This window comes from Bacteroides propionicigenes, from assembly GCF_018390535.1.
GTDB classification, from domain to species: domain Bacteria; phylum Bacteroidota; class Bacteroidia; order Bacteroidales; family Bacteroidaceae; genus Bacteroides; species Bacteroides propionicigenes.
In genome coordinates, this window is record NZ_JAHBBW010000002.1 from 433,000 (window position 1) to 447,594 (window position 14,595).

22 protein-coding genes are annotated in these 14,595 nt (G+C 52.5%); all 22 read right to left on the reverse strand.

Features of this window, described 5'->3' with window-relative positions; translation table 11 throughout:
* Positions 1-43 precede the first annotated feature (43 nt).
* The 22 genes from KG118_RS04610 to KG118_RS04715 all read right to left on the reverse strand — a co-directional run bounded on the left by KG118_RS04610 (position 44) and on the right by KG118_RS04715 (position 14,594).
* On the reverse strand, positions 44-1,042 hold the full coding sequence (locus KG118_RS04610) for a hypothetical protein (protein WP_243634824.1): 999 nt from the start codon (positions 1,040-1,042) through the stop codon (positions 44-46).
* Positions 967-1,671: a radical SAM protein gene (locus KG118_RS04615; RefSeq protein WP_025068530.1), complete on the reverse strand. Its 705-nt coding sequence runs from the start codon at positions 1,669-1,671 to the stop codon at positions 967-969. The genes KG118_RS04610 and KG118_RS04615 overlap by 76 nt, the downstream gene beginning before the upstream one ends.
* Positions 1,672-1,688: 17 nt before the next feature.
* Positions 1,689-2,192, reverse strand: a complete 504-nt coding sequence (locus tag KG118_RS04620) for a hypothetical protein (RefSeq protein ID WP_004293671.1) — start codon at positions 2,190-2,192, stop codon at positions 1,689-1,691.
* Between the two features lie 11 nt (positions 2,193-2,203).
* Positions 2,204-2,467, reverse strand: coding sequence for a hypothetical protein (locus KG118_RS04625; RefSeq protein WP_004293670.1), 264 nt, complete (start codon positions 2,465-2,467; stop codon positions 2,204-2,206).
* Positions 2,448-2,627, reverse strand: coding sequence for a hypothetical protein (locus tag KG118_RS04630; protein WP_004293669.1), 180 nt, complete (start codon positions 2,625-2,627; stop codon positions 2,448-2,450). The genes KG118_RS04625 and KG118_RS04630 overlap by 20 nt, the downstream gene beginning before the upstream one ends.
* A gap of 34 nt (positions 2,628-2,661) precedes the next feature.
* The gene (locus tag KG118_RS04635) at positions 2,662-3,180 is read right to left on the reverse strand and encodes a hypothetical protein (protein WP_018665676.1); all 519 of its coding nucleotides are present in this window, start codon (positions 3,178-3,180) and stop codon (positions 2,662-2,664) included.
* Between the two features lie 32 nt (positions 3,181-3,212).
* On the reverse strand, positions 3,213-3,641 hold the full coding sequence (locus KG118_RS04640) for a hypothetical protein (RefSeq protein ID WP_004293667.1): 429 nt from the start codon (positions 3,639-3,641) through the stop codon (positions 3,213-3,215).
* Positions 3,642-3,651: 10 nt separating this feature from the next.
* A complete protein-coding gene (locus tag KG118_RS04645; RefSeq protein WP_004293666.1) occupies positions 3,652-3,972 on the reverse strand; it encodes a hypothetical protein in 321 nt (106 codons plus the stop codon).
* Positions 3,973-4,323 carry a hypothetical protein gene (locus tag KG118_RS04650; RefSeq protein WP_018665675.1) on the reverse strand — a complete coding sequence of 117 codons (351 nt, stop codon included), beginning with the start codon at positions 4,321-4,323 and terminating at the stop codon, positions 3,973-3,975.
* A complete protein-coding gene (locus tag KG118_RS04655; RefSeq protein ID WP_018665674.1) occupies positions 4,320-4,991 on the reverse strand; it encodes a hypothetical protein in 672 nt (223 codons plus the stop codon). The genes KG118_RS04650 and KG118_RS04655 overlap by 4 nt, the downstream gene beginning before the upstream one ends.
* A gap of 141 nt (positions 4,992-5,132) precedes the next feature.
* Positions 5,133-6,005 carry a DpnD/PcfM family protein gene (locus KG118_RS04660; protein ID WP_119993140.1) on the reverse strand — a complete coding sequence of 291 codons (873 nt, stop codon included), beginning with the start codon at positions 6,003-6,005 and terminating at the stop codon, positions 5,133-5,135.
* Positions 6,002-7,906, reverse strand: coding sequence for a hypothetical protein (locus KG118_RS04665; RefSeq protein ID WP_018665672.1), 1,905 nt, complete (start codon positions 7,904-7,906; stop codon positions 6,002-6,004). The genes KG118_RS04660 and KG118_RS04665 overlap by 4 nt, the downstream gene beginning before the upstream one ends.
* Complete coding sequence (locus KG118_RS04670) at positions 7,893-8,483, reverse strand: hypothetical protein (protein WP_004293661.1); 591 nt, start codon at positions 8,481-8,483, stop codon at positions 7,893-7,895. Before KG118_RS04670 ends, KG118_RS04665 begins: the two co-directional genes overlap by 14 nt.
* A 130-nt stretch (positions 8,484-8,613) precedes the next feature.
* On the reverse strand, positions 8,614-9,282 hold the full coding sequence (locus tag KG118_RS04675) for a hypothetical protein (RefSeq protein ID WP_004293660.1): 669 nt from the start codon (positions 9,280-9,282) through the stop codon (positions 8,614-8,616).
* 81 nt (positions 9,283-9,363) lie between these two features.
* Positions 9,364-9,954: a tyrosine-type recombinase/integrase gene (locus tag KG118_RS04680; RefSeq protein ID WP_004293659.1), complete on the reverse strand. Its 591-nt coding sequence runs from the start codon at positions 9,952-9,954 to the stop codon at positions 9,364-9,366.
* Positions 9,955-9,965: 11 nt separating this feature from the next.
* Positions 9,966-10,865: a DUF932 domain-containing protein gene (locus KG118_RS04685; protein WP_004293658.1), complete on the reverse strand. Its 900-nt coding sequence runs from the start codon at positions 10,863-10,865 to the stop codon at positions 9,966-9,968.
* A 69-nt stretch (positions 10,866-10,934) separates the two neighbouring features.
* Entirely contained in the window at positions 10,935-11,720 is a 786-nt protein-coding gene (locus tag KG118_RS04690; protein WP_004293657.1) for a hypothetical protein, read from the reverse strand.
* Positions 11,699-12,511 carry a hypothetical protein gene (locus KG118_RS04695; protein WP_004293656.1) on the reverse strand — a complete coding sequence of 271 codons (813 nt, stop codon included), beginning with the start codon at positions 12,509-12,511 and terminating at the stop codon, positions 11,699-11,701. Before KG118_RS04695 ends, KG118_RS04690 begins: the two co-directional genes overlap by 22 nt.
* Positions 12,512-12,532: 21 nt before the next feature.
* Complete coding sequence (locus tag KG118_RS04700) at positions 12,533-12,748, reverse strand: hypothetical protein (protein WP_004303944.1); 216 nt, start codon at positions 12,746-12,748, stop codon at positions 12,533-12,535.
* Positions 12,749-12,763: 15 nt separating this feature from the next.
* A complete protein-coding gene (locus tag KG118_RS04705; RefSeq protein WP_004293654.1) occupies positions 12,764-13,300 on the reverse strand; it encodes a hypothetical protein in 537 nt (178 codons plus the stop codon).
* Positions 13,301-13,302: 2 nt separating this feature from the next.
* Positions 13,303-14,325 (reverse strand): hypothetical protein, encoded by a 1,023-nt coding sequence (locus tag KG118_RS04710; protein ID WP_213388362.1) that lies wholly within the window; start codon positions 14,323-14,325, stop codon positions 13,303-13,305.
* A gap of 59 nt (positions 14,326-14,384) precedes the next feature.
* Positions 14,385-14,594, reverse strand: a complete 210-nt coding sequence (locus KG118_RS04715) for a hypothetical protein (RefSeq protein ID WP_004293652.1) — start codon at positions 14,592-14,594, stop codon at positions 14,385-14,387.
* Position 14,595: the final 1 nt, after the last annotated feature.

A 14,595-nucleotide genomic window follows, 5' to 3' on the forward strand; every position in this document is an offset into this window, starting at 1 on the left:
AGCACCCGTGGCCTCCGGTAACCCGTCGATACACTGCCCGTCGTCAGGATTTCCCCGACAGGTAATGCCCGATGGACTTGTAACGGTTAGGAATGTTCGCGTTCTCGTTGAAACCGTTCAGGCAGTGGAGCAAGGCATCTTCGAGCGTGACATAACGACGGTCGAAAGTTTGGATATTATCCAGACAATAAGCATTTACAGCGTATTTGAAAGGCGCGTACATCCTTTCGTTCTCCCGCTTTAAAATGACAAACCAGTCGAAATGGAGTTTCAAGCGGAAACCGTCGCTCTCGCCGACTTTCATCAGCCGCTCTTCGTCGAGAAGCCGCCGCACGAGTGTGGCGTCGAGCTGACGGGTATACTCCCTGTACGCCTTGATACGGGCCGTGTAAGCCGCGGCATATTGTTCGATGTCCGTTTCTTTCAGCCGATGTTCCGCCGGGTAAAAGTCCAGCACCTCTTTCGTCGTGACGGGAATTTTCAGGTCGTCCACCCCGATCTCGTAGGTCTTGTTTTCCAACACGTCGTGGAACTCGAACCCTTGAATTCCCATGAGGGTAAATTCTCGCGTCGGGTCAGGGAGCGCAAGTGATTTGAGCTCTTCGAGGTCGCGGCACACGGCCACGACCGGATACTTCTCGACCACGTCTGACGGGCCTCCGATGCGGATATACGCCTTTTCACACCCGTCGTAATCACCATGCCGGACAATGTCGCAGCAGATGTAGTTAGGGGCGGCACGATGCCGCGCCGTATATTCCGTCCAAAGCTTGTCCAGCCCGGCTTTTACTTCGTCAGGGTCGGTCAGGGCAACGTTGCCGCACTGGCTGCACCGGCCGTCCGACAAGGCGTTGCGGGTAAATTCGAGGAACTGTCTGGTGTTCGGGTCGATGACGGCGGTACATTTCACTCCAGTGCCGCCGCAGATACTGCATACGATTGACATAAGTTTTTTGATTTGTGTATTTATTCGTACAATCTTTCTTTTTGACGCTTTTTCAAGGTCATCCGGAGATATTGCATCAGTTTCCCGCAGGGACACAGGGCATGTTCCCGTTGGCGGGCATAACTCAGGTCCCCGTTGGAGAGAACCATGCCTTCAGCATTGAGACAGAGGTCGCCGTAAACGTAGTTCTCCTCCGTAAGATAAATCCCATGAACAGGGTTCGGAAACCCCTCCGTGCTGCGGCCTTCCCGGAAAAGGAAGATACGCTCGGCCTGTCCCCGGACTCCGAAAAAGGGATACGGGGAAAGTGCCGCGAGCGTGGCGGCATGCTCTGCCGGATCATGGAAGCGGTCGTCGCTCATTTCGAGCATGTGGCCGGAGTCCTGTTCCTTTTCCTCCTGGTACTCGTACAGTGCGGCGCAGGCTTCTATGAATTCCTCCGAACGGGATGTGGCAGAGCCGTTGGTTACGATATAAAAGTCATTGACAGTAATACCGTAGGCGCGTACCCGTTCGAGGATATGGCGGATGGCCCGGACGTTAAGCGACGGCTCGCCGCCCGTGATGTTGAAATGGCGAATATGCCTGACATGCCGCAGCAGGTTGCTTATATGTTTCAAAGGGATATCCACGGATTCGGCATCTCCCCGCATGCAATGGGTACAGCGCATGTTGCAACGTCGGGTAATCTCGATGCAGAGATTCTTGATATATAGTTCTCTCATATTCGATGTAGTTCGGCTTAAGTTTCATCCGGGATTTCCTTTCCCGTGTAAGGATTATACAGCGGTGTGTTGCCAACTGCCTCGGCGTCAATAGCGAAACTGCCACGGCCTACGTCGTAGAAGAGTTCCAGCTTTAGTGGCGTTGAAGCGATGACTTTCTCAGCCTCGGCTTGTGACAGGCCTGAATACATCAGGCATTTGACACGACACCGGAACATTTCCGGATTGGTTTCCGGCGTGGTAACTACATCAACGACCTCGCACACTTCATCCGTGATGGCGAAGCGGTCGGGATTGGGTGTGCCGTTCCTTCTAGAGCCGTCCGATGCGGCATGTCCGGTGATTGAATGGTTCCGCACCTTTTCGGCGGGATAGGTCTTATCGCCTTTGGCGAAATACGACTTGCCGGAGGCGACACAGGCATGATAGATTACGTCGTGGACCTTTCGTCCGTTGTCAAGTATAATTGTATAGACCGTTCCCTCCTGCAAGACAGGAACGGCATTCGGTTTATGAGACATAAGATTTGTTTTTAGCTGTTTATGAATTTCGGTCTTGCACGCCGCATGATGTGTAGGTCATCGTAACCGATGGCTCTCAGTTCGGAAAGCGGGTTGCGGTACTCCTTTTCATGGGCTGGCCGTGTCATGGCGATCACGCCCGCATAGTCGGCTGCGCCATGCTGGCCGACATGCATGTAGGAGGTTATTTCACCCCGCCGTCCGCTCCACGGTATGTCCGGGAACAGGGCGATGACCTGTCCGTCGGGATAGCGTCTAAAGACCACCTTCGTCATTTTTCCCGCAGATTTCCGTGTCGATTTCATAGTCCCCGTAATTTTTGAATTCATAGTCCACTTCGCTGATAATTTCGTCAACCTCTTCGTCCGTTATCTCATCGGCCTTCGGGTTGTCGATATCGAGCCGTACGGTCAGGTAGATGGTTCTTGTTGCCATAATATCATACATTTTTTAGTGTCACAAAGCCGGCCTATGACAGGCCGACGGTATATTTCTCTATCAGCCGCTTCCGGTACGCCTTGTCCTTTCCGGCGGCAAGGCTTGCCAGTTTGCGGATATTCCGGTTGGCTTTTTCCGCGACCTGCTCCACGGTCGGTCCGGGAGTCATGAAATCACGGCATCCGGCACTGCAATACAGCTGCTTTTCCTTGACCGTCCTGCCACAGGCCGGACACCGGCGCTTGCCGTCACGCTCCAGCACTTCCAGAATATTGGCATGAATGCCTTTCCACCATTCAATACGGTCTATGTCATAATCGTAGACGGTTATCGTGTTCCCGAAACTGCGGGCTTCGACCTCAACGGCAATGCCCTCATCTTCAAGGCAAACCTTCAATACCGGGTCTTCGTGAGGCTCACAGTGCCTGTCATACCAGATGATATAGGTGGGATCGTCCAGTTCGTCAGGCTCTCCCAGACAGAGTTCCGTAAGACCGTTGTTCACGAGAATGTTGCGGATGGCGTCTTGTAAATCTTTGATACAGTCCATTGATATTTCGTTTTATGGTTGTTCCTCATTCGTCAGTTCATCTCCGAAGCGTGGCCGACGAACTGGAAGATATCGGCGTATTGTTCGCTGTAGATATAGAATCCGTCCCGTTTTTCCCCGGTCTCCGCATCTATTCCGTCAGCAAGGAGATATTCCCCGTCATCCGTCAGGTAGACATCGGTAAGCTTGATACGGGGCGTGTCGTGCTTCCCGTACAAGGTTGTCGTGACGGGGAAGTTGTTGTCATCGAGTTCCTCCTCTTCTGTAAGGCCGAGTGATACGCGGCCATATTGTGCCAGGAACTCCAGCATGAATTTCAGCATGGCTTGCTCGGCCTCGTGCAGCCGTCCGTCGATAAAGGCGTACTGGGTGGCGAACAGATGCAGCTTGTCGGCGCTCATTTTGTCCGGGGCTTTGCCCGGCTCCGCATTGTCTTTCTGTATTTTATCCATATCTGTCATATTGTTGGTTTCATGTTTCCAGCGGGGTGAAGGAGACGGTCAGTATCACTTTCTCGTCACCCAGGTTGAACACTTTCAGGCAGTCGTTACTGATAGTCCTTTTCAGGATGTCTCCCCGGTATCGGGAATTGCGTACCTTGAAGGTAAAATCATCAATGAACGAGCTGATGCAATGAAGCACGTGGTCGAATTCTTCCTTACCATACCGTTCCATTTCAGGGAAAATGCCTTTCAGATGCGCCCGCAGGCTCAATATGTAGTTCGGGGTCTTGCCCGTGATTTTTCCCGAGTATGTGATTTTGTATTTCCTGTCCATGATATGCCGTTCCATTTAATCGTTACTGTCATACCAGCCCTCGATCTCATCGAAATAGCCGTTCGAGTCCCATTCTTCCAGCAAGGTGGTCGGGTACGTCCATTCAAGGCTGTAAAACAGATCCTGGCACACCTCTTCATTACCCTTGCACAGGGCGAGCAGTGAGTTATGCGTGAAACAGCCGTCACTGCTCTCCGGCACACGCCAGTCCTCACGGTCTTCTGCCGCGTATTCGGGTATATAGCACACTTCATCGGGGCGGTTGAGAAAGGCATCCTCGTTCTTGTAGATGTTTCCTTCCCCTCCGTATTCCAGTTCATAGAACACACCTTCCGGCGTTTCTATCCTGTTGCCAATCTCTATCATAGCGTTGCCGTTTCGTGGGTATATATAATCACCATCCGGGAGGAGAGCACCTTGTCGCGTACCGTGGGGTTGGCGATTGCCCAATCGGAATGGAAATGCATGTCCGGAATGGATGCGGTGTCCACAATATCGCCCCCGTTTTCCAGATGGAGATAATCCGGCTGATACAGGTCGCAAAGGAATTTGCCGTCCGTATCGCTGATGGCGTATATCTTGCCGTCGAGTGCGGCCGTCATCTCCTCCTCGCTGCGGTAGACCAACAGGTATTTACAGCCGGTCTTCATCTCTTCCGCAATCCGCTTATGCAGTTCTTCAGGAGATAATTCACGCAGTCTTGACACGACCGCCCCGATACTTTCCACGGCATCGTAGCTGTCCAAGGCATCATGGCAGGTCGTTTCAAACTCCTCTTTCGGACGACCCGCAAAATTGATGGTACGGACTTCCTGCCCGTGCCCGCCGAGCAGGTAAAAGGGCGTACCGTTCCATTGTTCCTTTCTGACAGAGAGCGGCCGGGAGCATTCCCGTGTCTGCCGGTTCACAACGGCATACAGTTCCAGACTTTCCCCGCATTCCATACGCAGGATATGCCGGGCGAACTCCGTAAATGTCATGATTTTGATTCCTTCCCCGTTCGCCGTGAAGAAATCCTGTCTTGTCTGTTTCATAAATCCGTTTTTTTAAGAGTAGGTAATCGTTTTGTATAAGGGGTGGAATACTCACCTCGTTTTGAAAAAAAAAGACCGCCGCAGCCGTAGCCGCGACGGCCCGTCATCATTATGGCATGTGATGAACAGGTTCTATTTTCGTTATTCGGCCTCGTAGTACGGTACGCCGTGCCTTACCACTGCTTTTTCCATTTCTTCCCACCAGATTTCACTATGGCGGTCATTGTCAAAATCTATGGGCTTTCTTTTACCGAGCCGCAGCCGGTCCCGTGTCTCCATTTCCGTTTCGTACACAATCTGTTCCATTTCTTCGTCCGTAACATGGTAGGTATCGAACGGCTCCGGCAGAGATTCCAACTCCCTGCGTGACAGCTCGGATTGCCCGCAGGTGAAAACCTTGTCATAGAAAGCGTCATCTTTCGGCGGCAGTTCGGGTTCCTGTTCCGGCAGCACATCCAGATAATCCGACTCGTACAGGTAGTTTTCGCCGCGCCCCTTCGTCTGCCGGTTGTTCTTGAACTCTTCCAGATCACTTTCCGTCAGGCGGAATTCCTTCTTCTTACGCCGCAGGTACTCCATCATGTTTTCGAGGGAGGAGAACGGGGCTATGAGCTCCATGGAAGAACGGTTGTGCCAGGCATCGCTCCGGTACAGCAGGTAGACCTGCGGGCGGTTCCGGGCCGCCTCCTTACGGTATTCGCCGAACTCATACAGGGCGTTGTCGAAACTTCCGAATGCCAGCCGGACTTTGTCTTCGACGGATATGGACTCCCGGCATTCCTCAAAACGGCGTTGCACGTATCCGATGAAACCCACGTCTTCCAGAGTCTCCATGACCGTGATGTCATCAGTCGAGAGCGCGATGTCAGCTCCTGCGAAATTGTCGGCTGACAGCACGTGTTTCTCTTCATTGTATTCGTCTTCCGCCCTGCAGACGGCCAGACCGGGCGTTTCCGCCTCGATCTCCACGACCTTACGGAGCGTCTCTTCGATAGCTATCCGGTATTTTTTCATTGTATGATGTTTATTTGTTTCAGTTCACGTTTGTAGTTTCTCAATGACGGCTTGTGCCCTTTCTCCCTTACGATCTGGCGCATCTGTGCAAAGGTGTATGCCTTCTCCATGTCCAGGCCGTAGTCCGTGGCGAATGCCGTCATTCCGATATAGCAGAAGCCGAACTTCCGGTGCAGCATGTCGGCCGTATAAGGAGTCATGTCTTCCGCCAGGGTTACGGGGACAGCCATTCCCCGGATCTTGAACTTCAAGCCCTCGATAAGGGTCCCGCAGTTGTCGCTGTGGTAGGTCAGGTCCCTGCGGCGGGCGCAGTAACCGATGGTCTCGCCCATGAAGGTGTTGCGGAAGATTTCCGTACGGTTCAGGTCCTTCAACTTCTCGACACCGTAATAGCAGACCGCCTGTACGGCTTTCAACGCTTTGTCCACACGGGGTTTGACAAAGCGGGGGTCGTTTTCCGCCACGATCTTTTCCAGCCACGTGCGGTGGAAGGTTCCGACAGGCACGTCGAACACCTTCTCCGGTGTGCAGTATTTTGAATCCGACCGCGTCATCATCAGATGTGCCGAGGACGGCTCGTATTGTTCTTTCAGGTAAAAGGCCAGACAGGTATTGCCGACTTTGCAGTAAGTATAGTCGTCACGGCTGTTTTTCAGCGACAGCATCGTGGTTTCCCCGCCGTAGAACTTCTCGGGCAGTCCGGTCTGTCGGCAGAACTCCGTGAGGAAATGTCCGGGGATGGCACGTGCATAACTGCGCTCCCGGTAGCACTCCTTCGCCATTTGTGGGGTGATGAACCGTTTGGCAAAGTCACAGATATGGTGATGGCCGTAATCATACGCCGCCTGCGTGTTCGCGTAGGTCTGGAACTTTTTGGGCATCTGGCGGAACCAGCGGAAACACGTCCCGTGCTCCATGCAGTAGTCGACAAATTCCCGCGTCCATACATTTTCAGGAAATTCGGGACAGTTGCCGTTTCTTCGGATGAATGCCTTGCACACTTCCACCGTGAGCAGGGATTGTTCAGTTTCCTCGTCGATATAGCAGTTCGTCTCCCGTTTGCTGTTATCGATGGCAATGACCAGTCTTTCCGGTGTCTTGAACCGCTTCGGCAACTCCCCGAACATGTAAGGGTGTTTCTCCATCAGCCGGTCCGCCAGCATGTCGTCCAGATATACCGACAACGGCTTGAAAAACTGGGGGTCTGTGATGAAGTTTTTTCCTTCGGTCGAACAGACAGCCGCATGGAGAATCTCATAGGAATAGAACCGGGCGGGAACAAGCGAGAGGTCATGTTCCGCCATCTTGCGGTAGTATGCCGCAGTCTTGAAACGGGACGGCACGACGGCATCGGTAACCGTGCTCAATATTTTCATCCCGTCGAGCATCCCGTAATAGAACTCTTGAGTCTTTACCTCAACGGGGACATATCCGAGGATAAGCCCCGTTTTCATGACGGCGTCTGTCCTGCTGTCCGTGTAATACGGGTCGTAAATATAGCTGCGCAAGGCCAGGTATGCCAGTTGCGCATCCCAAAGGCGTTCAGGTATGAAGGCGAGAATGTCGAAATCCCCGCGTCCGTTTCGGATGACCGCTTCTGCCATTTCTCGGGTAACCATTGCTTCGGGAACGGCCGTGATATTCTTCGTTTTTTTGCGCATGGCGTAGTCACAGACTGCTCCCGAACGGTACGCCTCCGGAATATTGCGCAGCTCGAAGCTGTGCCAGCTCTCCGTGCTGCCCGCGATGATTCGTTCTATACGTCCGGGTGTGAGGAAACGTCCCGGAATATGGCTCAGCACCTCTATTTCCTTGCTTTCGACGGCTGCTTCCACGATCTCTTCCGTGAACAGGTGTTCCGGCAGCCATTCTATGGCCGATACGATGTTATTGTGCCGCATACAGTTTCTTTTTAAGGTTGGACGAACGGACGATTCTCACAAGGCGGCACCCCCGGTAGACATAGAGTATCCTGGATTCCCGTTCGGCGAGTTCCTCAAGTCCCTGCCAGTGCTGCGGTGTATTTATCTTTTCGAGTCGGACATGGTTGTTCACATATACCGTGATCGGTTTCATGCTGTCATGGGAGGGCGTATCTTCGACGAAGAGCGGCTGTTCACAGTATTCTCCCTTGTCCATGACATGCCATCTGCCGTTATCGAACAGGAGGCACGTGTCCTCCATGCGGCCGAAAATGTCTGCGTTGTCCGCGATGCGTGATGCGGATTGCCGCGGTGTTTCCCGTCCGTCACGGATCTTTGAAAAACAGTGGACGGTATCGCCGGTTCCTGTCCATTTTCCATAGGGTGACGGTCCCAGTTTTTGTATGTCGCCCAGCGACAGCAGGGCATCTACCCGTCTGTCATTGGGATAGAACACCCGGAGTTTCCTCACAAGGTCTTTTGAAAGCGTCTCATGGAGCGCCTTGATGTGCCGGACACTGCCGTCCGGCAACAGTTTTCCGATTTGTATGCTCATAATAGTGCTATCTCTTGTTGTTGAAGTATAGCCGGGTCGTCCTTCTTTCGATTGACAGTCCGGCTTGAAAATTATGATTTACAGAAGTCTTCGGACTGGTATCCGGCCATGTCCGGTACGGAACCGCGTGTCATTCCGTCCTGTCGTCTTCCCGTCTTTTCATTTTCAGTTCCCTGCCGGTTGCCGTGCGGCAGAGCGGCAGTTTCCCGGAAGCGGTTTGCTTGCATCCCTCGACGAGCCGTCCTTCGGACACCATTTTCCCGTACATTTCCCTGATATAACGGTATGCCGGGGAGGTGTTCGAATAAACGGACTTCCCACGGAGTGTCTTGACACGCAGCTTTTCGACGAGTATTTCCAGCACCTGCTCCCGGCTCTTGTACAGGTTCCGGCGCTTGGTGCGGAAGGCGTCGAGAAAGACACCCCCGATAGTCATGTCATGAGTCTTGTGGTAATACGCGAGTTCTTCCTCCTCCGTCAGGTCGAGAATCTCGCCGTAAGTGTCAGTACGTAGGTACCGGAAGGTCGTTCCTTGTGCCAGAATCTTCTCGATAAGCTCCATGTGCTCTTTAAGAACAGGGCCCGATAACGATTGGGGATGACAGTACAGGCATGTCTTTCCGAGATACACCTCGGGACAACCGTCTTTGTATTTGTTTTCCTTGATGCTGAACCCTGTTTCCGTGAAAAGGCGCTTTACCTCGTCGAAGAAGCGTCCGGCTTTCTCTTCCGGCATGCGACCGCCGTCATAGCCGGACTCGACGCGGAAGTATGTGTCGATATATATCGGTGTGTCCATTTACAGTTCTGATTTTGATATGTTATATAAAGCATAGCCCGGAACCTCCCGCTCGGGTTCCGGGCATCGTTGAAAATATTCTCATAGACGTATGGAATCGAACACTTTGTCGATGTCCTCCTGCGCCAGCCCGATGTAGCGCCGGGTGGTTTCCAGGTTGGAATGGCGGAATATCTGGTTGAGCAGGATCAGGCCCTCGGCCGAGCGTCCCATCAGCTCGTAGACATAGCGCCCGAAAGTCTTGCGGAAGGTATGTGTGGAGAATGCCCTGATCGGCAGCCTGTACCTTACCTTGAATACCTTGAGCAGCCTGTTGATGTATTCCAGCGAGTAAGGTTTCCCGGTACGCGGGCTGAGAAAGATGTACTGTTCGGGGGCGGGTTGTCCGAGCATCTCGTACAGGAAACGGTTCTTCTCCTGCACGTCCCTGTTGAACTTGATCAGGCGGTTTTTCTTTGTTTTCTGCTCGATGCGGGTCATGGTGCTTTTTCCTAAGATGTCTTTCCAGCGCAGGGTCCTCACGTCGGAGGCCCTGCATGCCGTGCAGAACGACAGCCAGCAGTAGGTCTCCCACAGGTACTCGCCGTCCTTCTCAAGCCCGCGGACCAGCCTGTTATATTCCGCTATGGGCAGGTAGTCGGCTGTCGTCAGTTGTCCCTTGATTCTTGTCACGTGGCAGCCTTTTAAGATTCCGGCAACCCTTCCGAGAGCATCAGCTCGGCCAGCGCCCCGTTCTGGGGAATCATGGCCGGAATGTCCGTACGTCCGGGCTTGTAGATTTCGGTTGCCACGTTATAGATATCCCACGCCGTGAGCGTCTTCTTCTCTTCGGTGAGTTTGAGCAGGTCCTCGGTGAAGATGGAAATCTGGGACTGGTTCAGGGGATAGGTCTCCACCTTGGACGAAAGACGCTTGTCGGAACTGTCATGCGATACGCGCAATGCTGTCAGCAATCCGATGTAGGCGTACATCTCCACCGGGGTAATTACTTTCGCTTTCAGGCGGCGGATGCGTTCCCTGTCCTCGTTCATCTGTACCTCGAAGTTCGAGAGCCACTCGTCTACACGACCGAAAAGCTCTTCGGTGGTGACTTTGTCTTTCCCGTAGTTCGACACACTGCGTTCGGGGGAGAGGATGCACTGGTTGTGGCACACCCTGACGCACGGGCCGATGGCCGCCTGGATGCCGTCCTGATGGAAGGCGATGACAAGCGTCGTGGTCAGCTCGTCCGTTTCCCATTCCTTAATGCGGATGGTCGTATAAACGCGGCGCAGGATATGCGCCTCGACGGCCATCGCCCCGTACTTTTGTTCCACCTGGGGCAGGACGACCACGCCGGGCTGTGCCTTGTTCTTGTTCTGGGCGGCGAAGATTTCCTCCACCTCGTAATTCAGGTTGTGTTTCTGGCAGATGTCCGCCATGCGCTCTATCACCTCGTAATGGTAGATTCCCTTGAGCGGGTTGCCATAGATGTCATTTTCCTTGTGTGTGCGCCGGAGCGTGTCGAGCGTCATCACCTCGACGTTGTTGTTCTGGAAATCGAACTGCACGGGGGCGGCCGTTGTTGCTAATGCTGTTGCCATAATGATTGATATTAAAAAAGTTATACAATAAGAAAGGCGGTGAACCGTTGTCCATCGCCTTTCCGGAATTCATTTTGCGGTTTCAGGCAGGTAACGCCTGCATATCAGGTCCGTGATACTCGGGTAATACACGTTGCCATAAGTTCCGTATGGTCCGAAACGGGCAAGGAAGCGGAAGTAAAAATCTACCGGACGCCGGTAGCTCGTCTGTATTTTGGTTTTCAGCAGGCGGTAGGCGTACTCGTCAGAATTTTCCACCTTGACCTTGCGTCCGTTGAAATAATAGTTTCCCTCCTTATCTGAAGAAAACGATACCTCTTCCTTTGCCGGACGCTCGCCGGCAACGACCCTGAAGAAGTCCTCCAGGGAGCGGCAATCCTGGTATTCTACCGGAATCGTGTCGCCCTCTCGCAGTTTCACGTCCAGTTTGTCAAGCAGTGTCTTGATGGCGGGCGTGTAGATATTTTCGGATTGGAAGCATCTTGTATCCCGCCAGTATTTCTCGAAAAGAGAGCCGGTTTCAAGGAGTAGGAACAGGGTTTCACGCGCTGTCTGCGGTTTATCGGCCAGATATGGAATATACTCGGTCACCAGTATGGAAAGTGAAAGATACTCCTCCGGTTGCAGTTCGCTCTTCTGGTGCAGGTTACAGTGCCTCTCGAGCAGGGAGTCGATGTCGGCTTCCCGCAAGCTTTCGTCCGTCCATACCAGGCAACCTTCTTTCTTGCAGGCGGGACATTTATCCGCTCCATACGGCAGGAGCATCACCTTGCCGCAATCGGAACAGGTGACCAGGTCGCCTCGTTCCGTATAAACATCTACCGTTTCCATTCTCAATCCTCCGCGTAAGGCCATTCAAGGCAGCAGTCATTGCATACGGCCACGCCCTCGTCACTCAGAATGTCAATATCTGTGCCCCCACATTCGGGGCATACCGGTACCTTTTTCTTGTCCATTCGTCGCTCTGCCGCTTCTTCCGTCAGAAGCAGCGGCACCCAGTATGCCGATGTGCCGAAATCCCGTATCCCGTTTTCATCCTGTATGGGTTCACAACCTTTCGTTCCCATGTATTTCTGGGAGTCCGGCCAACACACGGCACGGTAACACTTGTCCCGTTCGGGAGATTTGCCGGTATGGCGTATATAGTCTTCCTCGGGCACGTAAAGCGCCCCGTTCTCCCCGCTTCCCCATGCCGGATAACCGGTTCCTTCTTCCTCGAAAGGAGCACTTTCCTCGGGAAATTCCACGAGTGCATATAACTTGTCATCCCATGCCAGGGAACACTCGCCGCAGTGGAACCGACTTTCGTGAATATCATAACGGATATTTTCCGAATTGCATTTCGGACAGATAATGTCTTTTGTTTTTACTTTCGGGAAACTCAGGATTTCTCCGGCAATGATTTCCATGCTGGGCCAGAACAACTGTTCGCAGTAATCGTCGGCCATCTTTTCCGCCAGATTCTGCATGTCGTCATCGCTGATCTTTTCCACATCGAAACCTTGTCCTTCCAGGTCATCGCGGTGGACGGACGTGATAGGGAAATACCCGGCGTTCAGCTCCCGGATAAATTGTCTTTCCTCTTCTGTCGGTTCGGGTAAGTTGTTGAAATATTCCCTGAGCCGTTGATAAAGTTCTCTTACCATAATTATATTCCTGTTTTTAATCTAATATCCACCAGTCGAGGACCAGTAGTTCCGGTCCATGATTTTTTCAAGTTCGAGGTCGGAACGTTCTTTCCAGAGGTCGAAGTCATCAAGCAGCTCCGTTCCGTCCTCCAGAGAAAGCACAGTATCCTCATTGTCAAACAGATAGTCTTGTATGTCATATCCGGACGGATAACGGTTTTCCCGGATGATTTCTTCTGCAATTTCCTTGTCCATTCGGTTGCCATTTTTTCAGTTCGCCGGTATTGTAACCGGATTCATTTGTTTTGTCTTTTCCTTGTAAAACCTGTCGATGGCAAGGAAGTAGTCCTCCGCATCCCAATCAGTGCCCGCATGCTCAGTCTCGAATTCTTCCGCCCACTGGACGATCTCGGCATTGACGGCACGGGAGTCCCTGTCCTCCCACAGGTTGTCCGCCCCGGCATTGTAGGCAAGGTCCACGACAGCCTCCTGCAACTTGTTGTAGCCGTTACACTCTCTACCGTTGGAACGCAGCCATAAGTCCACGTCGACGGCATCCTCTTCCGTCGTCCCATTGTGCAGGCACAGGCACTGCCCGTTGCCGTTATGGCATACGAGGACCGGCCGTTTGGTGTCGGGGCATATCCGTACCAGCAGCTCATTGGCGGCAAGTGTTTCCGTATCATGCCCATTGAGCATTGCAGGAAGCGCCTGGCTGACCAGACTCAGGATTTCCTGTTCCTCCTTTGTCCCGGACGGCTTGGAAGCCAACAGGTTCTGTATGCGTTTAAGAAGATTGTAAATCATAATCAGCAGTCATTATGTTCTTTCCAGATTTTACGTTTCTCGTCATAGCCCTTGTTTTCCCACCATTCATTGCAGGTTTCGGCAAACCCCTGATGGTTGTCTCCGGCCGGACACTTGTCCTGACGGCAACCCGTGATCTGTTCCATTTGATTTGCGTCCAACGAGTTCCACCATTCCTCCATGCGTTCTTTGAACTCTTTTAAAGTACAGAATGGCTGATGGTCCTCGCATTCGTCGCACCAGTTATCATAGCGGTCTATATCCGTGGTACCGATGAATGTACGGGCATTCGGATCCACCCATGCCTGGGTCTGTATATTGTCTGAACCGCACCCCTCGCATACGACAATCTCGTCGTCATTGACATCAGCGGAGATGAACCCGTGTTCTTCCAGCCAGTGGGCAATCTCAAGCAATCCCTCGGTCTGTACCTGTCCGATGGGCTCATCGAAATCCTCGCCGGCTTCGCCGTTGAGCGTGCAGAGCAGTTTGCCGTTCCCGTCGATGAAAAGTTCATAAACGGTCGCACTTTCATAACCGCCGTATCCGTAAAAAGCGGAATTGTGGACCACCACTATCGGGGAGGTTTCATACTCCGCTGATTCCGCCTCCCGGTAATGTACGCCGCAGTTGCGGTAGAACGTGCCGATGATGTTGTTCTCCTTCTTCACGGCGTCGCGGATTTTCTCCATAAGTGATCTTCTGATGGAGATGATACTGAGGTGCGCATAATCCTTACGGAGACGTCTGTACACTTCCTGCTCGAAGTTGCCTCGAACAGAGTCGAAAGGGGATACGCCGGCGTTCTCCCGGATATATTTGTCCTCGTTAAAGTTGTAGCGCCGGCAGACAATATTCTTGACGCGGCGGAATTCCTCTCCGGCAAATTTGAGGATACTGTTCTCGCCTAGCGAAGTCGGAAAATAGCAGCGGGGCATGTGCACTGTCATTTCACGGTAAAGTGTGTCATCGTCTTCCGGAAAGGTTCTGTCTGTTTCCGGCTTTGTAGGTTTTTCCTGTTCCATGTTGCTTGTTTTTTATCTGTAGTTGAACAATTTCCGGTTTGCCGCCCGTTGCATGGCGGTCACCATATTCTTATGTCATAATCTTTAAAATAGTATTCCAACTCTTTTAATCCTTCCAAAGAGTGCAGCTCGTTCTTTCCGGTCACTTCGATGTCGACGGATACTGCATTTTCATCTTTGATGTTTACTTTGGCATTGTCAAATACGCATCTTACATATTCTGCAATGCATGAGGCAGGCAGGTCGTTTTTTACAATATTAAGTACCATA

Bases quoted from the DNA above. Each gene is read 5' to 3' on its own strand.
- KG118_RS04715 (WP_004293652.1), bottom strand. From the start codon at position 14,594: ATGGTACTTAATATTGTAAAAAACGACCTGCCTGCCTCATGCATTGCA.
- KG118_RS04645 (WP_004293666.1), bottom strand. From the start codon at position 3,972: ATGGAACGGCATATCATGGACAGGAAATACAAAATCACATACTCGGGA.
- KG118_RS04630 (WP_004293669.1), bottom strand. From the start codon at position 2,627: ATGGCAACAAGAACCATCTACCTGACCGTACGGCTCGATATCGACAAC.
- KG118_RS04695 (WP_004293656.1), bottom strand. From the start codon at position 12,511: ATGGTAAGAGAACTTTATCAACGGCTCAGGGAATATTTCAACAACTTA.
- KG118_RS04705 (WP_004293654.1), bottom strand. From the start codon at position 13,300: ATGATTTACAATCTTCTTAAACGCATACAGAACCTGTTGGCTTCCAAG.
- KG118_RS04690 (WP_004293657.1), bottom strand. From the start codon at position 11,720: ATGGCCTTACGCGGAGGATTGAGAATGGAAACGGTAGATGTTTATACG.
- KG118_RS04635 (WP_018665676.1), bottom strand. From the start codon at position 3,180: ATGGACTGTATCAAAGATTTACAAGACGCCATCCGCAACATTCTCGTG.
- KG118_RS04710 (WP_213388362.1), bottom strand. From the start codon at position 14,325: ATGGAACAGGAAAAACCTACAAAGCCGGAAACAGACAGAACCTTTCCG.
- KG118_RS04685 (WP_004293658.1), bottom strand. From the start codon at position 10,865: ATGGCAACAGCATTAGCAACAACGGCCGCCCCCGTGCAGTTCGATTTC.
- KG118_RS04625 (WP_004293670.1), bottom strand. From the start codon at position 2,467: ATGACGAAGGTGGTCTTTAGACGCTATCCCGACGGACAGGTCATCGCC.
- KG118_RS04670 (WP_004293661.1), bottom strand. From the start codon at position 8,483: ATGAGCATACAAATCGGAAAACTGTTGCCGGACGGCAGTGTCCGGCAC.
- KG118_RS04615 (WP_025068530.1), bottom strand. From the start codon at position 1,671: ATGAGAGAACTATATATCAAGAATCTCTGCATCGAGATTACCCGACGT.
- KG118_RS04660 (WP_119993140.1), bottom strand. From the start codon at position 6,005: ATGAAAAAATACCGGATAGCTATCGAAGAGACGCTCCGTAAGGTCGTG.
- KG118_RS04640 (WP_004293667.1), bottom strand. From the start codon at position 3,641: ATGACAGATATGGATAAAATACAGAAAGACAATGCGGAGCCGGGCAAA.
- KG118_RS04620 (WP_004293671.1), bottom strand. From the start codon at position 2,192: ATGTCTCATAAACCGAATGCCGTTCCTGTCTTGCAGGAGGGAACGGTC.
- KG118_RS04665 (WP_018665672.1), bottom strand. From the start codon at position 7,906: ATGCGGCACAATAACATCGTATCGGCCATAGAATGGCTGCCGGAACAC.
- KG118_RS04650 (WP_018665675.1), bottom strand. From the start codon at position 4,323: ATGATAGAGATTGGCAACAGGATAGAAACGCCGGAAGGTGTGTTCTAT.
- KG118_RS04675 (WP_004293660.1), bottom strand. From the start codon at position 9,282: ATGGACACACCGATATATATCGACACATACTTCCGCGTCGAGTCCGGC.
- KG118_RS04655 (WP_018665674.1), bottom strand. From the start codon at position 4,991: ATGAAACAGACAAGACAGGATTTCTTCACGGCGAACGGGGAAGGAATC.
- KG118_RS04700 (WP_004303944.1), bottom strand. From the start codon at position 12,748: ATGGACAAGGAAATTGCAGAAGAAATCATCCGGGAAAACCGTTATCCG.